The organism is Bradyrhizobium aeschynomenes (assembly GCF_013178945.1).
GTDB classification, from domain to species: domain Bacteria; phylum Pseudomonadota; class Alphaproteobacteria; order Rhizobiales; family Xanthobacteraceae; genus Bradyrhizobium; species Bradyrhizobium aeschynomenes.
Window position 1 is genome coordinate 108,988 of record NZ_JABFDM010000003.1, and the last position, 17,029, is coordinate 126,016.

Annotated in this window: 14 protein-coding genes; 5 read left to right on the forward strand and 9 right to left on the reverse strand. The window is 65.8% G+C overall.

Annotation, left to right across the window (positions count from 1 at the left end):
- Positions 1 to 38 precede the first annotated feature (38 nt).
- The 4 genes from HL666_RS09480 to atzD all read right to left on the reverse strand — a co-directional run bounded on the left by HL666_RS09480 (position 39) and on the right by atzD (position 7,501).
- Positions 39 to 728 (reverse strand): Fe2+-dependent dioxygenase, encoded by a 690-nt coding sequence (locus tag HL666_RS09480; protein ID WP_172113160.1) that lies wholly within the window; start codon positions 726 to 728, stop codon positions 39 to 41.
- Positions 729 to 773: 45 nt separating this feature from the next.
- Complete coding sequence (locus HL666_RS09485; RefSeq protein WP_172181109.1) at positions 774 to 3,305, reverse strand: TonB-dependent receptor; 2,532 nt, start codon at positions 3,303 to 3,305, stop codon at positions 774 to 776.
- A gap of 402 nt (positions 3,306 to 3,707) precedes the next feature.
- Complete coding sequence (locus tag HL666_RS09490; protein WP_172113162.1) at positions 3,708 to 6,116, reverse strand: TonB-dependent receptor; 2,409 nt, start codon at positions 6,114 to 6,116, stop codon at positions 3,708 to 3,710.
- A gap of 269 nt (positions 6,117 to 6,385) precedes the next feature.
- Positions 6,386 to 7,501: a cyanuric acid amidohydrolase gene (gene atzD / locus HL666_RS09495; RefSeq protein WP_172113163.1), complete on the reverse strand. Its 1,116-nt coding sequence runs from the start codon at positions 7,499 to 7,501 to the stop codon at positions 6,386 to 6,388.
- Positions 7,502 to 7,622: 121 nt separating this feature from the next.
- On the opposite strand from atzD, the gene HL666_RS09500 reads away from it, so the two are divergent.
- The 3 genes from HL666_RS09500 (at position 7,623) to HL666_RS09510 (ending at position 9,638) form a co-directional block, all read left to right on the forward strand.
- Positions 7,623 to 8,426 carry an MBL fold metallo-hydrolase gene (locus tag HL666_RS09500; RefSeq protein ID WP_172181111.1) on the forward strand — a complete coding sequence of 268 codons (804 nt, stop codon included), beginning with the start codon at positions 7,623 to 7,625 and terminating at the stop codon, positions 8,424 to 8,426.
- Positions 8,427 to 8,513: 87 nt separating this feature from the next.
- Complete coding sequence (locus HL666_RS09505) at positions 8,514 to 9,002, forward strand: DUF427 domain-containing protein (protein WP_172113165.1); 489 nt, start codon at positions 8,514 to 8,516, stop codon at positions 9,000 to 9,002.
- Between the two features lie 153 nt (positions 9,003 to 9,155).
- Positions 9,156 to 9,638 (forward strand): hypothetical protein, encoded by a 483-nt coding sequence (locus tag HL666_RS09510; protein WP_012029842.1) that lies wholly within the window; start codon positions 9,156 to 9,158, stop codon positions 9,636 to 9,638.
- 896 nt (positions 9,639 to 10,534) lie between these two features.
- Here the strand turns inward: HL666_RS09510 and HL666_RS09515 are convergent.
- From HL666_RS09515 to HL666_RS09535, 5 genes are all read right to left on the reverse strand, one after another.
- Positions 10,535 to 10,945 (reverse strand): hypothetical protein, encoded by a 411-nt coding sequence (locus tag HL666_RS09515; protein WP_172113168.1) that lies wholly within the window; start codon positions 10,943 to 10,945, stop codon positions 10,535 to 10,537.
- 126 nt (positions 10,946 to 11,071) lie between these two features.
- On the reverse strand, positions 11,072 to 11,728 hold the full coding sequence (locus HL666_RS09520) for a hypothetical protein (protein ID WP_172113169.1): 657 nt from the start codon (positions 11,726 to 11,728) through the stop codon (positions 11,072 to 11,074).
- A gap of 250 nt (positions 11,729 to 11,978) precedes the next feature.
- Positions 11,979 to 12,173 (reverse strand): DUF2783 domain-containing protein, encoded by a 195-nt coding sequence (locus HL666_RS09525; RefSeq protein ID WP_172113170.1) that lies wholly within the window; start codon positions 12,171 to 12,173, stop codon positions 11,979 to 11,981.
- On the reverse strand, positions 12,170 to 13,807 hold the full coding sequence (locus HL666_RS09530) for an FAD-dependent oxidoreductase (protein ID WP_172181113.1): 1,638 nt from the start codon (positions 13,805 to 13,807) through the stop codon (positions 12,170 to 12,172). Before HL666_RS09530 ends, HL666_RS09525 begins: the two co-directional genes overlap by 4 nt.
- 66 nt (positions 13,808 to 13,873) lie before the next feature.
- On the reverse strand, positions 13,874 to 14,416 hold the full coding sequence (locus HL666_RS09535) for a VOC family protein (protein ID WP_172132187.1): 543 nt from the start codon (positions 14,414 to 14,416) through the stop codon (positions 13,874 to 13,876).
- Between the two features lie 131 nt (positions 14,417 to 14,547).
- Between HL666_RS09535 and HL666_RS09540 the strand changes: the two genes are divergently transcribed.
- Complete coding sequence (locus HL666_RS09540) at positions 14,548 to 15,066, forward strand: MarR family winged helix-turn-helix transcriptional regulator (protein ID WP_172181115.1); 519 nt, start codon at positions 14,548 to 14,550, stop codon at positions 15,064 to 15,066.
- 68 nt (positions 15,067 to 15,134) lie between these two features.
- Positions 15,135 to 17,006 (forward strand): molecular chaperone HtpG, encoded by a 1,872-nt coding sequence (gene htpG / locus HL666_RS09545; protein WP_172181117.1) that lies wholly within the window; start codon positions 15,135 to 15,137, stop codon positions 17,004 to 17,006.
- The last annotated feature ends 23 nt before the right edge of the window (positions 17,007 to 17,029 follow it).

The following is a 17,029-nucleotide window of genomic DNA, read 5'->3' on the forward strand; positions in this document are numbered from 1 at the left end:
TGGGGGCACGTCGCGAGGCGTCGGCCGCGGCCGACGCTTCAGGTCTCGGCCCAGTAGCGGATCAGGTTGTGATAGAGACCGGTCAGCCGCACCATCTCCGGATCGTCACGGCCCATCCGCTGCGACAATCCCTGAATCGTCGTGTCGAGATCGAAGATCATGCTGCGCGCCAGCGGATCGCGGATCATGCTCTGCAGCCAGAAGAACGAGGCGACTCGAACGCCGCGCGTCACCGGCGTGACCATGTGCAGGCTCGAGGCTGGGTACAGCACGAGATCTCCGGCCGGCAGCTTCACCTCGTGCGAGCCGTAGAGATCCTCGATGACCAGCTCGCCGCCGTCATAGTCCTCGGGCTCGGAGAGAAACAGCGTGACCGACAGGTCGGTACGGATGCGCAAGCCCGTCAGCTTGTCGCCGCGCACGGCATTGTCGACGTGGATGCCGAAATGGTGGCCCGACTCTGCGCTGTAGCGGTTGAACAGCGGCGGAAAGATCTGCTGCGGGATGGCGGCGGCAAGAAAGCGCGGATTGGCGGTCATCGCCGAAATGATGCGGTGGCCGAGCTTGCGTGCCACCTCGCTGTCGGGCGGCAACTGCTCGTTGCGCTTGACCATGGCCGACTGGGCGCCGGCGGTCGAGCGGCCGTCCTCCCAGTCGCTGGAGTCCATGATGCGGCGGAATTCCGCCACATCGTCCTTGCTCAAGATTCCGGGGACACAGATCAGCATGAACTCATCACTTGATGTGTGCCCCCGGCTTGGATCGTCAGGCGATCAGAACCGTCCCGACAGGACGATCGATGCGCTTCTTCCCGGACCGACGAGCACGAACGGCGTGGCACTCTGGTAGAGAGCGTCGTAGTAGAGCTTGTCGAAGATGTTGGCAACAAACACCTTCGCCGTCCAGTTCTTGTCGATCTTGGCTTCAGCAAACGCATCGAAGCGCCAGTAGCTCGGCAACTCCGTACCCTGGTTCGCCGCGAGCCAGGTACCGCCGAAGATCTTCGAGCGGTAAACGGCTTGCCCGCCGATCTCCCAGGTGTCGTTGAGCTGGTACTTGGTCAGCAGGCTGAACGACTGGTGCGCTGTGTTGGCGAGCTGGAGGCCGACATTGCTGGAGAACAGCGCCGTGTTGGCCGGCGGAATGTTCGACTTGGTCACCTCCGACTGCATCAGCACGACGCCGCCGAAGATGCTCCATTTGTCGGTCAGCTTGCCGCCCGCCTGCAGGTCGATGCCGCGGATACGGTAGGCGGCACCGGCCGAGAGACAGGGCACTGCGCCGATGGTGCCTGCCGGATACGGGCAGTCCGCCGTGGCCTGAGCCGCGCTGGTGATGTTGCGCGACTCGCGGGCATTCTCCTTCTCGGTCTGGAACAGCGCCGCCGTGACCAGCAGGCGGTTGTCGAGCAGCTCCCATTTTGTGCCGATCTCGATCGAGGTGTTCTTCTCCGGTCCGAAGATCTGGTTCGCGCCGCCATTGGTGACCGCCGACAGGCCGCCATATTGCGGGCTGAGGCCGTCGAACTCGGCGCCGACCGGGTTCGACGAGGTGGCGTAGGCGGCATAGAAGCTGGCGTAGGGCACCGGCTTCAGCGTGATGCCGACATTGAAGTTCGGCATGCCGCTCGAGGCCGCCGTCGAGCCCGGCGTATTGGCGACGCCGTTGACCGTGCCGAAGCCGTCGACGCGGACGTCGTACTTGTCGTAGCGGACGCCACCATTGAGAATGACGAGGTCGCGATAGTTGACGCTGTCGAGCGCGTAGACGCTCGCCGAGTCGATCTTCACGTTGGTCGGGAACCGGCCCAGCGAAGGAATGCCGAACGGCAGGTTGGTGAACTGCGGGTTGAAGATGCTCACGCCCGACAGCGAACCGCTGCCTGCGAACGGCAGGCCCTGCTGCTCGGAGGTCAGGCCCGTGTAGCTGTTGATCAGCGCCTTTTCCTGCGAGACCTCGAAGCCGGCGAGCAAGGTGTGCCTGAAGGCGCCGGTGTCGAACTTGTAAGTCGCCTCGAGCTGGTTGGCGAGCACGTCGGTCTGCTGGAAGCGGCTCTGGGGATTGGCCCGGATGGTCGAGTTCGACAGCGGGTTGGTGATGGTCGGGCCTTCCGGCAGCGTGCCGATGTAGTTCAACGTCGAGCGCGACACCCGGACCTTGTCCGAGATCGTCAGGTCCGGCGTGATCTTCACCTCGGCATTGAACGAGCCGATGTCCTGTCCGACGCGCGAGAAGTCGCGATTGACGAAGCCGTACCAGTTGTTGCGCGGTGCGCCGACCTCGGGGAACGGCGCACCGGCCGTGAGCGTGCTCGGCCGGTAATACGGCACGCCGAAGTCAGGACGGCCGGTCACCTCGTTGTGGATGTAGTTGGCCGCCAGGGTCACGGTGTCCAGCGGCGTCCACTTGGTGGCGATGAAGCCGCCATTGCGGTTGTCGGTGACGTAGTCGCGTCCGGCGACGCCGGCATCCTGGAACAGGCCGCCGACGCGTGCGGCGAAGGTCGGCGTGACCTTCTGGTTGACGTCGATCACCACGCGCTTGGTGCGGTCGGTGCCGAGCGTCGTGTCCATGTTGTAGAAGCTGTTTTCGGTCGTGGCCTGCTTGGTCACGATGTTGATCGCGCCGCCGGTGGTGCCGCGGCCGGCGAAGGAGGAGTTCGGGCCGCGCAGGATCTCGACCTGCTCGGTGAAGAAGTTCTCGCGCACCGAGACGCCGGCGTCACGCACGCCGTCGATGAAGACGTCGTTGCGGGCGTCGAAGCCGCGGATGAAGAAGCGGTCGCCGAAGGCGTTGCCGCCTTCACCGGTGCCGAGCGTCACGCCGGCGGTGGAGAGCACGGCGGATTTGAGGCTGGTGGAGTTCTTGTCCGCCAGGATCTCCTTGCTGAGGACCGTCACGGTCTTCGGCGTGTTGAGCAGCTTCTCCGGGAACTTGCCGGAGGCCTGCAGCCGCTCGCCCTTGTAGTCCGAGACGGCGCTGGAATAGGGGTTGCGGTCGGGCGGCAGGTTGCTCTTGGGCGCGGCAGCCTGCTGCTGCTGTTGCTGACGGGCGGCGCGGCGCATGGCGTCGCGGGCGCGGATCTGGTCGGCGGTCGGGCGCGAGGCGGCCGGCTTCGGGCGCGCCACGGGGGCTTCGACGTTGACGGAAGGCAGCGGCGCCTGCTGGGCTTCGGCACTGGAGAAGGATGCGACCGCAATCAGGCTTGCGACCGCCGAGACCTTCACACCTGAAATCTCGGGAGATGACTCCCATTCCTGCCCGCTTGCCCCACGCAAGCTCCTTGGAAAGATTGCCTTACCCATACTCGACCACCCCATTCGTTACGCAAAACTTGACTTGGGTTCGTTTGAACGCACGCAACGGGCGCGAGCCTGTTGCGAATGCAAGTCAAGAAGAGGGGGAAAGCGGTCCAAAGCTGGTTCCGCTCGTGGCCGGAATGCGAAAAGTTTCCATCCATTTCTGAAAATGACAATTGCTCGCAGGGTGTCGCGTCACGGCAACACTTGAAACCTCCTGGTTGAGCTGATCCCCGTCATTCAATTACGGATGGGAGAGCAAACACGTCTTTCTGCCGCTCTTCCGGTTTCAACGCTGCGTTTGGTCCTCTGCTTCGATGGATATGGTCCCCTGGTCTCTCCCGCCGCACCGGCAGATGCGGCGGGAATCCGGCGACATTGTTGCCTGATCCGGATCGCGGCGCGGCTTTAGAACTTCGCGGTCGTGATCAGGTAGAAGGCGCGGCCCGGCGCGACCGCCGTGAACGGCACGTTGCTGCGATAGAAGGTGTCGTAATAGAGCTGGTTGGTGAGGTTCTGGGCATAGACCTTCATGCTCCAGTTCTTGTCGATCTGCTTCTCGATGAAGGCGTCGAAGCGCCAGTAGCTCGGCAGCTCGTTGCCGGTGTTGGCCGCAAACGTGCCGCCGAACACCTTCGAGCGGTACACCGCCTGGCCGCCGATCTCCCAGCCGTTGTCGAGCTTGTATTTCGACAGCACGCTGAGCGACTGGTGCGCGATATTGGCGAGTTGCAGGCCGGCGTTGGCGGCGACGCCGCTCTGGGTGACCTTCGACTGCATCAGCACGAGGCCGCCGAAGATGCTCCAGCGATCGGTGATCTTGCCCTCGGCCTCGATGTCGATGCCCTGGATCCGGTAGGCAGCGCCGGAGGTCAGCAGGCCGTTGACGGTCTCGCGCGCATTCTCCTTGACGGTCTGGAACAGCGCGCCGGTCACCAGCAGGTGGCGGTCGAACAGCTCCCATTTGGTGCCGATCTCGGCGCCCTTGTTGCGCTCCGGCCCGAGGATGATGGTGCTGTTCGGCGGAATGCCGCCGTAGTCCGTCGCGGTGCCGTCGAGCTCCGAGCCAAACGGGTTGGCCGAGGTCGCATAGGCGGCATAGAGGCTGCCGATCGGCAGCGGCTTGTAGACCAGGCCGAGATTGTAGTTGATCAGGTCGGAATCCACCGTCGCCGACGCCGTGTTGTTGGATGAGCGCATCGCGTAGCCGTCATAGCGCAGACCGCCGGTGAAGATGATGGTGTCGCGCCAGTTCGCGGTGTCGATGACATAGGCGCTCTTGCTGTCGACGTCGTAGCGCGTCGGGTTGCCGGTCAGATATGGCACCGTCGTGAACGGCAGGTTGGTATAGCCCGGGCTGAACATGTTCTGGTTCGTCAACCCGCCGCCGGTGGTGCCCTGCGAGCCGAACGCCTCCGAGGTCAGGCCCGCATAGCGGTCGATCGAGATGTTCTCCTTGGAGAACTCCGTGCCCATCACCGTCGTGTGCTTGATCGCGCCGGTGTCGTACTTGAGCGTGAGGTCGTTCTGGTTGGTCCAGTTGTCGACGGTCTGATAGCGGCTTTGCGCACTGGCGTTGAAGAACCATTTGGTCGGATCGGCGCTTGCCGTGCCGGCCACGCTCGCATTGGGCAAGGTGCCGATGTAGTTCAGCTCGGAATGCTCGCCGCGCAGCTTGCTGGTGAAGGTCACGCTGTCGCTGAGCTTGAGCTCGGCCGCCAGCGTGCCGAAATCCTGCCGCGCCGCCTGGAAGTCGCGGTTGAGGAAGCCGTACCAATTGTTGCGCGGGATGCCGGCCGAGGTCGCCGGGATGTTGCCCTGCTTGTAGAACGGCACGCCGAAATCAGGATAGCCGGAGAGATCGGTGTGGACGTAGTTGGTCGTGACCTTCAGCGAATCGCTCGGCGTCCACTTCGTCGAGATGAAGCCGCCCCAGCGATCGTCGGTGACGTGGTCGCGGCCGGCGACATTGGCGTCCTGGAACAGGCCGCCGGTGCGCACCGAGAAGGTCGGCGAGATCGTCTGGTTGACGTCGAGCGTCACGCGCTTGGTCTGGTCGGTGCCGAGCGTCGACTCCGCGTTGTAGAAATTGCGGTCGCCGGCCTGCTTGGTGATGATGTTGATGGCGCCGCCGGCGGTGCCGCGTCCGGCATAGGCCGAGGCGGGGCCGCGCAGGATCTCGACCTGCTCGGTGAAGAAGTTCTCGCGCACCGAGACGGCGGGATCGCGGATGCCGTCGATGAAGATGTCGTTGCGCGCGTCGAAGCCGCGGATGAAGAAGCGGTCGCCGAAGGCGTTGCCGCCCTCGCCGGAGCCGAGCGTGACGCCTGCGGTCGAGCGCCCGACCTCCTTCAGGGTGGTGATGTGCTTGTCCTCCATCACCTCCTTGCTCATCACGGTGATGGTCTTCGGCGTGTTGACCAGTTTCTCGGTGAACTTGCCGGAGGCGACGCGGTCGACCTTATAGGGCGCGGCTGCGTCCGCGTAGGGATTGGCGTCCGGCGGAGTCTGCGGCCCGGTTGGCGCCGGCTGCTGCTGCGGCTGGCGGGCGGCGCGGCGCATCGCGCTGCGGGCGCGCACCTGGTCGGCCGTCGGCCGCGACGCCGCCGGCCTGGCCCGTGCCGCCGGGGCGTCGACGTTCACCGATGGCAGCGGCGCCTGCTGCGCCTCGGCGCTGGAGAACGACGCCACCGCGATCAGGCCGGCCACTGCCGACACCTTCATCCCGGTGATGTCCTTCCCCGCCATGTTGGAGGACGGATCCCCGCGATGCGCGACCCCCGCGCGCAGGCTTGCTGGAAAGACGGCTTGTCCCATATTCGACCACCCCATTGGCTACGCAAGAACTGAACTTTGGTTCTTTGGTTCGGCAACTGGCCCGTTCCAATTGCGAACGGCTCTCAACAAGTCGCCGAAATGGGACCAAAGCTGGTTCCACCCGTGGCCTGACTGGGAAGATCGTACCTAATGCATGTGATAATCAGTCGCATGTGGTATGAAGGTGACATCAAGAGGTTGTATGGCACCTCTTAACCTGCCCCATCGGTGGCGGCCCGCGTCCTTCCGCGACCGTCCGTTCGGTTTTCTCAGTCGCGCCGGGCGATGACGGCGACCGGGCCGCCGCCGTCCGGGCCCTGGTGCTCGGCACCGCCGGAGACGAACAGGTCGGTGAAGCCGAACAGCCCGGCCAGCGCGCCGCCGACGAAGGCCCGCGCATGCCGCGTCGAGGAGACGTCGCTGTCGTCGAGCATCGTGTGCCGGTGTCCGCGCACCCTGCCGCTTTGCGCCGCTTCCGCCTTGGCCAGCACCGCGGCGATGCGGCCGCGCTCGGCCGCGGGGACCTGGCCGGCCACGTTCAAGCCGAGCCGGGCCAAGGCGGCCCGCGCCGGCTCGGTGTCGATGCCATCGGCCATCACGGCGTGGTCGATGGCCAGCGGGCCGGTCCAGTCTGCGGACATGCCGGCCACCAGGATCTCGTGATCGAGCAGTTCGACGCCGCCCGAAGTGGCCGCGCGCTCGCTGTAGCGCGCGTAGTCCGCGCAGATCATCTGGTCGGACAGGTCGGACGAGGCCAGCTCGCCGAGCGCCACGGCAACTCCGAGCGCCGAGGCGCCGCGGGAAAATCCCATCGACTTCAGCGTATCGCGTACTGCGGTGCGCTGTCCCCGCGCCTCGGCCGCCTCGATCCGCTCCATCGTCAGCAGCGGGCATTTCACCTGGACGTAGTGGACGTCGGCAGGATCGGTGATGCCGGCATCGGCCATCGCCACCTGCACGCCGGCGGCGACCTGCTCGACCTGCGGCATCCGGCCGAGATGCTCGCTCGCGAGCTCCGGCGTCCGCGCCCGTCCCAGCGCCAGCGACTTTGCATGAGCGCGCGGCGTGTCATTGTCCGCCTCGCGCGCCTCGAACACGATCATGTGCGGCGACAGCGCGCCCTCGGTGCCGCCCGACATCACCATGGCGATCTGCCGGACGGCGTCGGATGCGAGATGCCTGCCGAGCAGCGCCTCGAGCGAGCGCACGGCAAAGGCGCGGGTGAAATCATTGACGCAGCCATTGCCCTCGGTCTTGCCGAGAATGGCGACGATGCCGGCCGGCGCGATCGTGCCTTGGGCGATCGCCGTCGCCAGCGCGCTGACGTCATCGGGGCTGCGCATCGGCAGGCGGTGGACGAAGGCGTGGCGCGAGGCGGTCGGCATGTCGTAAGCTCCTGTCGGTCTGTCGCGCCACACTAGGCAATCACGAAGCCGCGCGCGACGCTGTCGCGGGATGGGCGGCATGCTAATCTCATCATTCGCGACTTCCGACGGATGGTGATTCATGCCCCTCTGGACCTGCCTTCAATGCGGTGCGCAGTTCCCCGACACGCCGGCGCCCCCTGGCCACTGCGTGGTCTGCGAGGACGAGCGGCAGTATGTGAACTGGAGCGGCCAGAGCTTCCTCAGCCGTGACGAGCTTGCCGCGCGGCATCGGGTGGTCTGGCGCGAGGATGACGGCCTGACGGGTCTTGCCCTGGAGCCGGGCTTTGCAATCGGCCAGCGCGCGCTGCTCATTCCCCAGCCCGACGGCTGCGTGATGTGGGACTGCATCCCGTTGGCGACGGATGCGGCGATCGCCCATGTCCGCGCGCTCGGCGGATTGAAGGCGATCGCGGTGTCGCATCCGCACTACTATGGCGCGGTCGCCGATTGGAGCGCGGCGTTCGGCAACGCGCCGGTCTATCTGCATGGCGACGACGCGGCCTTCGTCACCCGGCCGCATCCCGCCATCGTGCCGTGGACCGGCGATCGCCTCGCCATCTCCGACGACGTCGTGCTGCTGCGGACCGGCGGGCACTTCGCCGGCGCCACCATCCTGCATTGGCGCAAGGGCGCTGAGGGCAGGGGCGCGCTGTTGACGGGTGACATCGCCATGGTCGCGATGGACCGCCGCCACGTCAGCTTCATGTATTCCTATCCGAACTACATCCCGCTGGGCGCCACCGCGGTGCGCCGCATCGCCGATGCCGTGGCGCCGCTCGCGTTCGACCGCATCTACGGCGCATGGTGGCAGAAGAACATCGCTGATGATGCGAAGCGCGCGTTCGACCGCTCGGTGACGCGCTATCTCGCGGCGATCGCCTGAGCTGGATGCTTTTCCTGACTGATCCCCATCGATGAGCCGCTCGTTATCTCAATGACGGCGGCCGAGCCGTCGCGCAGGAGAGATCACATGCAGCGCATCGCGCCGGGGCCGGGACAGGAATCGGTGTGGGACTATCCGCGGCCGCCACGGCTGGAGCGCTGCGCGGCGCGGCTGCGCGTCGTGTTCGCCGGCGTCACCATTGCCGACAGCCATGACGGCTACCGTGTGCTCGAGACCAGCCACCCGCCGGTCTACTACCTCCCGCCGCAGCATATTGCGATGCAGTGGCTGCGTCCTGCGCCGGGCCGGTCGTTCTGCGAGTTCAAGGGCGTCGCTGGCTATTGGACGCTGGAGGTCGACGGCCGCGTCTCCGAGCAGGCGGCCTGGAGCTACGAGCAGCCGACGCCGGCCTTCGCGCCGATCGCCGCGCATCTCGCCTTCTATGCCTCGCGTGTAGACGACTGCTTCGTCGGCGACGAGCGTGTCGCGGCGCAACAGGGCGACTTCTATGGCGGCTGGATCACCTCGGGCGTGGTCGGTCCCTTCAAGGGGGCGCCGGGCACGCGGCATTGGTAGATCGCAACATCGGCTGAACCGCGGCGGCGGGTTGATCGTATAGTACAGTGTGGCCGGCGCGTGCCGTTGCACCGCGGCCCATCATGGGTGGGACCGGCAGGACGCCGGACGCCCGTCCCGACTTCCACCTTCGCGACGCCCGGGGGGAATGCCATGCGACGGCTGATGAAGTTCCTGCACACGATGGGCGCGATCGGCATGATGGGAGCCATGGCGTGCCTCGTCGTGCTGCTTGGCCTCATTCCACAGCCTTCGGTGTCGCTGGCGCATTACGCCGAGATGCGGGCGGCCATGGGCGCGATCGTGCGCTACGTCTTCTTCCCCTCGCTCGGCCTGACCCTGATCGCCGGACTGCTCGCCATCGCCGTCAACCGCGCGCTGCACAGCGCGGGCTGGGCGCTCGCCAAGCTCGCCTCCGGCATCCTCGTGTTCGAATGGGGCTTCGCCGCCGTGCAGGGCCCAATGCAGGAAGCGGCCGAGGAGGCCGCCCGCGCCGTCGCCGGCCAGATCGATCCGGCGACGCTCGCCCCCAATTTCGGCACCGAGCAGGGCGCGATCTGGGTCATGCTCGGTGTCGCCACGGTGAACGTGATCCTGGGCGTGTGGCGGCCGCGGTTTACGAACTTGCCGGATTGAGGCGGGCCGGGCAGATATCTGTTGAGTAGTTCTGATGCCACAGCGGGGGCGGTGCTCGTGACTGCGCCCTCGCCCCTTGTGGGAGAGGGCATGTAGGACAGCGCAACGGGCGCGGTTGGGTGAGGGGTCTCCATCCACGCGCGTCGCTCGCGGAGAGAACCCCTCACCCAACCGCGCTTGAGGATCGGCCGGCGCTGCCCTCTCCCACAAGGGGCGAGGGCACTGTATTGAGCCCGGTGCGGAGGCGACAGCCGTTTTGACTGAGCGTTTTATCGGGCATCATCCGTGGTGGAGCAATGGCCATCGCCCCGTCGATATTCTGGAAAAAATAAACATCTTGCTCTTTTACAGAAATCATGCTTTCCTCCACCCATCCCGCCTCGAGCATGAGGGACGTACGCGTCGTCACGAACGTGGAGGTGGGCTGCGATGGACGTGACGGCGGCGCCCGACGAGCGCTTGGCCGGTGCGGACGGCGAAGTCGTGTGGTCCTGACCTCTCGGCGCTGAGGTCAAGCGCGCTGCGATGCTGTGACGGCTCGCGCGGGCGATGGGGGCAAGAAAGCCGATCCCCAGGGAGAGCACGAAGGACACCGTAAAACCATTGCGCGGGGGAGGCCGCTTGGTGGCCCGACCTGTGGTGACTGCCGCCTGCTTTCCTTGTTGCAGGCGGGCCATGGGCCGTGGTCAGCACCCGGCCTTCCCCGCGCCCTCTCGTTTCACGAGGGCTGACGACCGCATCACCCGGGCACGTCGTGCCGCGGGATCGCGAGCGCGCATGCCGATCACTCCCTCATCAACCGGATCTGCCGCCGCGGAAATCGACGACATGGATGCCATTCCATCACAGGCGACGGCAGCACCGGTGCGGGGCTGTCGTCGTCGCGATCGACGCGTTCAGAGCTGGGTTGCGCGCAGCTCGATCGTCACCGGCGTCGCGGTGCGCCTGGTCGCCGGATCGGCCGGCATCTGCAGCACGCGGGCGCGCTGCCCGGTCGCGAGGTCGGTGAGCTTGACGATGCGGCCGTTGGAGAATTCGAGCGCGTCGTGGTGCTCCATCGGCTTGTTGATGTCGACCTGGCGGAAGCGGGCGAGATGGGCGCCGACCTTGCGGCGGAAGAAGAAACCCTTGATGCGGACGTCGCCTTCGAAGGCGAGCTCGGTGCCCGGACGCAGGCACACGGCCGTCAACGGATCATCCTTGGTCGAGAAGCCGCGTGTTTCCGTGCCGGGAAAGCGACAGGAGACCAGCACGTCGTCGATCTTGGCATCACGGGAAGATACAGTATGGAGGCTGTAGTCACACATGGAAAGCTCCTGAAGGCCACCAGCACCGAGGCCGCAACGGCGCAGCAGAGAAGTCGTTCCATGATGTGGAAGGTGACGCTTGGTTCCACCGCCCGCCTGGCGGGCGGTGGCAGCGCGAGAGGCCCGTCAGGTGAGATGCGCGGCCTCCTCGGCGTCCTCATCGTCGGCGGTGGCGCCCCAATGCGCGGCGTCCTTGATGGTCGGGTCGATCAGCTCGCCGCGCAGCAGCGCCAGCGGAGATTTCCAGTACAGCGCGATGTTGTGCAGCGGGTCGGTCAGCACCTTGAACGCCCAGATCAGACCGGTCGCGACATCCTGCGTCGCAAACAGCTGGACGACGCGGAAGAGACCGCCGCCGATGCCGACCGCGAGCCAGAGCACGCCGACGTGACGGACGAACTCCATCCGGCTCGCTGGCGCATCGAACAGCCCGAACATGGTCGGGAAAACGAACAGCGCGACCGGCACCAGCCCCCATACCGTGAGCAGCACGATCTTGCGGGTCTGATTGTAGCCGACCTTCACCGCTTCCTTGTAGTCGTTGGTCACGTCATTGACGTGGTCATAGCCGCTCGGCTCGAAGAAGAAGTGCCCGGTCTGGCGAGTCAGCATCGCCAGCCAGCCGACGAGGCCGGCCATTGCCGCGTCCTTGAACAAGAGCGCGTAGCAGACGAGGAAGATCACGGCGCTGATCAGGTGCAGCGTCTGATTGATCCGGCTCTGATGATAGTAGCGATAGTCGTCGAAGCGCTGGGTCTGCAGGGTCTTGTAGTAGCGCGGCATGCGAATCCCCGTTCGTTTGTGGAACGAGGTGGAGACGTAGAGAGCCTCGGTGAAGGTGGCGTGACATTATGATGTTGTCACAATGAAACCGACCGGCTGCAATTCAGGTCACGCTGTGAACGCGAGCATGCTGCTCCTGTGCCGGCGCGCGGGTCGCCTGCGGGTCTCTCTCCCTGCCAGAGAAAGCGCGCGCGCGGCTTTGATCGGGATCAAAACCGCCGCGAATATCGAACAAGGACCGCCGCTTCGGTCAGCCGCCCGGCGCGCGCGCCAGCCGGATGGCCTCGCTCAGGACCGTGCGGTCGCCGATGTGGTTGGCGAGCAGCAGCACGAGTCTCGCATTCATGCGCAGGGCGTCGTCCTCGCTCAGCTCGCGCTGGCTGCCGATCAGTTCGGCATAGAAACCGTCGGGATCGCTGATGTTCGGCGTCAGGGTCAGACTCATGCGGCAAGCTCCTGCTGCACCGTGCCGGTCTTGCCGCAGGCGCGCCGGACCGCGGCGGCGATCGCGGCTTCGTCGAACTGCGGGAAGCGGGCGGTGACATATTGATCCGGTCGGAACACATAGGTCGTGCCTTCAGCGGCGCCGTAGCGCTCCGCGAGCAGACCCCTGGCGTCGGCGATATCGCGTCCGACGACGAGCACGCGCGCCGCGATGCCGTCGACGCTGAGCTCCTTGGCCGCAACGGCGTCGTCGAAGGTGAGCACCGTGAAGCCGCCGCCGAGGCCATTCAGCAACCAGCCGGGCTGCCCCGCCCTGGTCACGGGCGCATCGGCCGCATTTGTGCCGGGAGTCATGGCGCCGCTATCAGGCGCGCCATCGGGCGTATTCAGCGACGACGTGACATAGGGCGTCGGCGTCGACAGCCGGCCGCTGTTGACCAGCGGTCGCGCGAAGGCGTGATGCTGCGCGAGGTCGAGCACGGCATCGCGAAAATGCCGGCTGACTTGCGTCTTCGGCGTGATGAAGTCGGTGGCGCGCGTCGAGTTCAGGATGTTGTCGTCGGCGGCAAAGGCTCGCTCCTCGTGATAGCTGTCGATCAGGCTGTCGGGGGCCTCGCCATGCAGCACCAGCGAAAGTTTCCAGGCGAGATTGTCGATGTCCTGCACGCCGGTATTGGCGCCGCGGGCGCCGAACGGCGACACCTGATGTGCCGCGTCGCCGGCGAACAGCACGCGTCCATGACGGAATTGATCGATCCTCCGGCAGGCGAACTGATAGATCGACACCCATTCGAGCTCGAAATCGGCACTCTCGCCGAGCATCGCCCGGATGCGCGGGATCACACGCTCGGGCTTCTTCTCCTCGTCGGGATTGGCGTCCCAGCCGAGCTGGAAGTCGATGCGCCAGATGTTGTCGGACTGGCGATGCAGCAGCACCGATTGTCCCGGATGGAACGGCGGGTCGAACCAGAACCAGCGCTCGGTCGGGAAGTCGGCCTTCATTTTGACGTCGGCGATCAGGAAGCGGTCCTGGAAGAACTGGCCCTTGAACTCGGCGCCGACCATGCGGCGGGTGTCCGAATTGGCGCCGTCGCAGGCGATCACCCATTGCGCCTCCATGGTGAAGATGCCGTCCGGCGTCTCTACCGCGAGCTGCGCGTGGTCGTCGGTCTGCTTGAGGCTGACGAGGCGGTGCTTCCAGCGCAGGTCGACCAGCGGGCTCCTGCTGCAGGCGTCGACCAGGATCTCTTCGAGATGATATTGCTGCAGGTTGATCATCGCCGGCCAGCGATGGTCTGGCTCGGGCAAGAGGTCGAATTGATAGGACAGCTGGTCGCGGAAGAACACCTTGCCGATGTTCCAGCTGACCCCCTTGTCGACCATCGGCGCGGCGCAGCCGAGCCGGTCCCAGATTTCCAGCGGCCGCTTGGCGTAGCACACGGCGCGGGAGCCGATGCTGACGGTGTCGTTGTCGTCGAGCACGACCACCGGCTGGCCGCGGGCGGCGAGATCGAGCGCCGCGGTGAGGCCGATCGGTCCGGCGCCGATCACGACCACCGGGTGACGTCGGGTCTCGCCGCTGCGCTGCTCCGCCGAGCAGACATAGGGAAACCGCGGATAGACATAGTTGCTCATGGCTGCCTCGCTTGGCGCAACCTGACTTGGCGCGTTGCGGTCGGAACTTCGGGGACGAGCGGTGGCTCAGTCGGCGCCGGCGAATTCCTTTTCATGCATCCATGCGGTGTGGCGCGGCGGCTTCTTGGTCGTGGCCCATTCGTCGACCATGGCGTGGGCGACCGACTTCATCCGGGCGATCTGCTCGGGGGTGGCGGTCCAGGTCGCGATCTCCAGGCGGTGGCCACTCGGATCATGGAAATAGATCGACTTGAAGATGGTGTGGTCGGTGATCCCGACGACGTCGAGCCCGGCGGCCTCCGCGCGCGCCTTGGCCTCTTCCAGCTCCTCCATGTCCTTGACCTGAAAAGCGATGTGCTGGGTCCATTCCGGGGTGTTCGGATCCCGTCCCATCGGCGGCGAGTTCGGCAACTCGAAGAAGGCAAGAATGTTGCCGTTTCCGGCATCGAGGAAGATGTGCATGTAGGGATCGGGTGCCTTGGTCGAGGGCACGCGGTCTTCGGCAATCGCGCCGAGCAGGTCCATGTTCAGGACCTTCTTGTAGAATTCGACGGTGGCCTTGGCGTCGACGCAGCGATAGGCGACGTGATGGATCTTCTCGATCTGCATGATGGTCCTCCCATGATCGTTGTTGGCAAAATAGTAACGGATGATACGATCTTGGCTTTGATCCAGATCAACACGATCAGGATCGGATCGAGGCGCCGGGATCGTTGGAAGGGCGAGGGGCAGAGGACGCAATGACAAAGACGGTCACCGACATGCGCGATCGCAAGCAAGGGGAGGCGGCCACGGAGCGCGAGCTCCGGCTGCAGCATTATTTCCCTTACCGGCTGGCCCGCCTCGCCGAGCAGGTGTCGCTGGCCGTGGCGGAGGTCTATGCCGACCGGTTTGCGCTGTCGCGCCAGGAATGGCGGATCCTGGCGGCGCTCGGCGAGCAGCCGCGGCTGCCGACCAAGCAGATCGGCCGGCTGACGACGCTCGACAAGATGAACGTCAGCCGCGCCATGCAGAGCCTGGAGGCGCGCGGGATCGTCAGCCGCAGCCGCGATCCGGAGGACGGCCGCGAGCGGATCGTGACGCTGACGGCCGCCGGGCGGGCGCTGTATCGCAGGATCGTGCCCTATGCGCTGGCGCGCGAGGCCGATCTGCTGGGCGTGCTTTCGGCCGCCGAGATCGCCACCCTGGACGCGGCGATCGACAAGCTGCTCGCCGCCGCCGAACGATCGGCGGGTGATCCCCCCGCTCGGAAGGCTTGATCGGTGCCGCCGCCGCGCTATATCGACGGTCTCTCTCCACCCCTGATAGCATGGGCCAACGTCCGACGATGACCGACACCGCCACCGTTAGCCATTCCTTCCAGGCCGAAGTCTCCGAGCTGCTGCATCTGATGGTGCACTCGGTCTATTCCGAGACCGACATCTTCCTGCGCGAGTTGATTTCCAACGCCTCCGACGCCTGTGACAAGCTGCGTTATGAGGCGATCGCCAGGCCCGAGCTGATCGGCGACGGCGAGCCGCCGCAGATCCGCATCATTCCTGACAAGACCGCCAACACCCTGACCATTGCCGACAGCGGCATCGGCATGGACCGTCAGGAGCTGATCGACCATCTCGGCACCATCGCCCGCTCCGGGACCAAGGCGTTCGTGCAGAAGCTCGCCGAGGCGAAGGACGGCACCGGCCTGATCGGCCAGTTCGGTGTCGGCTTCTATTCCGCCTTCATGGTCGCCGACCGCATTACCGTGATCAGCCGCCGTGCCGGCGGCAGCGAGGTCTGGACCTGGACCTCGTCGGGCGGCGCCGGCTTCGAGGTCGCGCCGAGCTCGGAGGAGGATGCCAACCGGGTGACGCGCGGCACCGAGATCGTGCTGCATCTCAAGGACGACGCCAAGAAATATCTCGAAACCTACGAGATCGAGCGCATCGTCACGGCCTATTCCGACAACATCCAGTTCCCGATCATGCTGGTCCAGCCGGAAGGCGAGCCGCGCCAGATCAATTCGGCGAGCGCGCTGTGGCAGCGCTCGAAATCAGAGCTGTCGGCGGAGGACTACGCCAAGGCCTACAAGTCGATCGCCAACGCCTTCGACGAGCCGGCGATGACGCTGCACTACCGCGCCGAAGGCCGCTATTCCTACGCCGTGCTGCTGTTCGCGCCCTCGACCAAGCCGTTCGACCTGTTCGAGCCGGCGCGCAAGGGCAAGGTCAAGCTCTATGTCCGCCGCGTCTTCATCACCGATGATGCCGACCTGATGCCGGCGTACTTGCGCTTCATCCGCGGCGTGATCGACAGCGAGGATTTGCCGCTCAATCTGTCGCGCGAGATGCTGCAGAACAATCCGCAGCTGGCGCAGATCCGGAGAGCGGTGACGACCCGCGTGATCAGCGAGCTGGAGCAGCTCGCCGAGAAGGACGCCGAGAATTTCGACAAGATCTGGGAGTCGTTCGGCGCCGTCATCAAGGAAGGGCTCTACGAGGATTTCGAGCGCCGCGACAAGCTGCTGGCGCTGGCGCGGTTCACCACGACATCGGGCGAGAAGCGCTCGCTGAAGCAGTATGTCGAGGGCCTCAAGGAGAATCAGACCGAGATCTACTTCCTGGTCGGCGACAGCATCGAGCGGCTGAAGTCCAATCCGCGGCTCGAGGCGGCCAAGGCGCGCGGCGTCGAGGTGCTGCTGCTGACCGATCCGGTCGATGCGTTCTGGACCTCGGCGCGGCTCGAATTCGACGGCAAGCCGCTGAAGTCGCTGAGCCAGGGCGACATCAATTTCGACCCGATCCCGGTCACCGAGTCGACGCCAGCGGACGAGGCGCAGCCGGCGGCCGACGAGGCCAATACGATCGCGCTGATCAAGGCGAGCCTCGGCGACCACGTCACCGACGTGAAGGTCTCGACCCGGCTCACCACCAGCGCCTCGTGCCTCGTCGCCGGCAGCCATGGGCCCGATCGTGAGCTGGAGCGGATCCTGTCGCAGCAGGCGCGCGGCGCCCGCACCAAGCCGATCCTCGAGATCAACCTGCGCCATCCGCTGGTCGTGGCGGTCGCAAAGGCCGCGGCCGACAAGGCCAAGGTCGACGATCTGTCGTTCCTGCTGCTCGAGCAGGCGCAGATCCTCGATGGCGAATTGCCGGAAGACCCGGCGGGGTTTGCGGCGCGGCTCAACCGGCTGGTGCTGCAGGGCGTGGCGGGGGCCTGAGGCGCCGGGATGCGGGCGCGGAG

Coding starts and splice junctions, on each gene's coding strand:
- HL666_RS09490 (WP_172113162.1), bottom strand. CDS start 6,116: ATGGGACAAGCCGTCTTTCCAGCAAGCCTGCGCGCGGGGGTCGCGCAT.
- HL666_RS09480 (WP_172113160.1), bottom strand. CDS start 728: ATGCTGATCTGTGTCCCCGGAATCTTGAGCAAGGACGATGTGGCGGAA.
- HL666_RS09535 (WP_172132187.1), bottom strand. CDS start 14,416: ATGCAGATCGAGAAGATCCATCACGTCGCCTATCGCTGCGTCGACGCC.
- HL666_RS09530 (WP_172181113.1), bottom strand. CDS start 13,807: ATGAGCAACTATGTCTATCCGCGGTTTCCCTATGTCTGCTCGGCGGAG.
- HL666_RS09485 (WP_172181109.1), bottom strand. CDS start 3,305: ATGGGTAAGGCAATCTTTCCAAGGAGCTTGCGTGGGGCAAGCGGGCAG.
- atzD (WP_172113163.1), bottom strand. CDS start 7,501: ATGCCGACCGCCTCGCGCCACGCCTTCGTCCACCGCCTGCCGATGCGC.
- htpG (WP_172181117.1), top strand. CDS start 15,135: ATGACCGACACCGCCACCGTTAGCCATTCCTTCCAGGCCGAAGTCTCC.
- HL666_RS09525 (WP_172113170.1), bottom strand. CDS start 12,173: ATGAGTCTGACCCTGACGCCGAACATCAGCGATCCCGACGGTTTCTAT.
- HL666_RS09520 (WP_172113169.1), bottom strand. CDS start 11,728: ATGCCGCGCTACTACAAGACCCTGCAGACCCAGCGCTTCGACGACTAT.
- HL666_RS09510 (WP_012029842.1), top strand. CDS start 9,156: ATGCGACGGCTGATGAAGTTCCTGCACACGATGGGCGCGATCGGCATG.
- HL666_RS09500 (WP_172181111.1), top strand. CDS start 7,623: ATGCCCCTCTGGACCTGCCTTCAATGCGGTGCGCAGTTCCCCGACACG.
- HL666_RS09515 (WP_172113168.1), bottom strand. CDS start 10,945: ATGTGTGACTACAGCCTCCATACTGTATCTTCCCGTGATGCCAAGATC.
- HL666_RS09540 (WP_172181115.1), top strand. CDS start 14,548: ATGACAAAGACGGTCACCGACATGCGCGATCGCAAGCAAGGGGAGGCG.
- HL666_RS09505 (WP_172113165.1), top strand. CDS start 8,514: ATGCAGCGCATCGCGCCGGGGCCGGGACAGGAATCGGTGTGGGACTAT.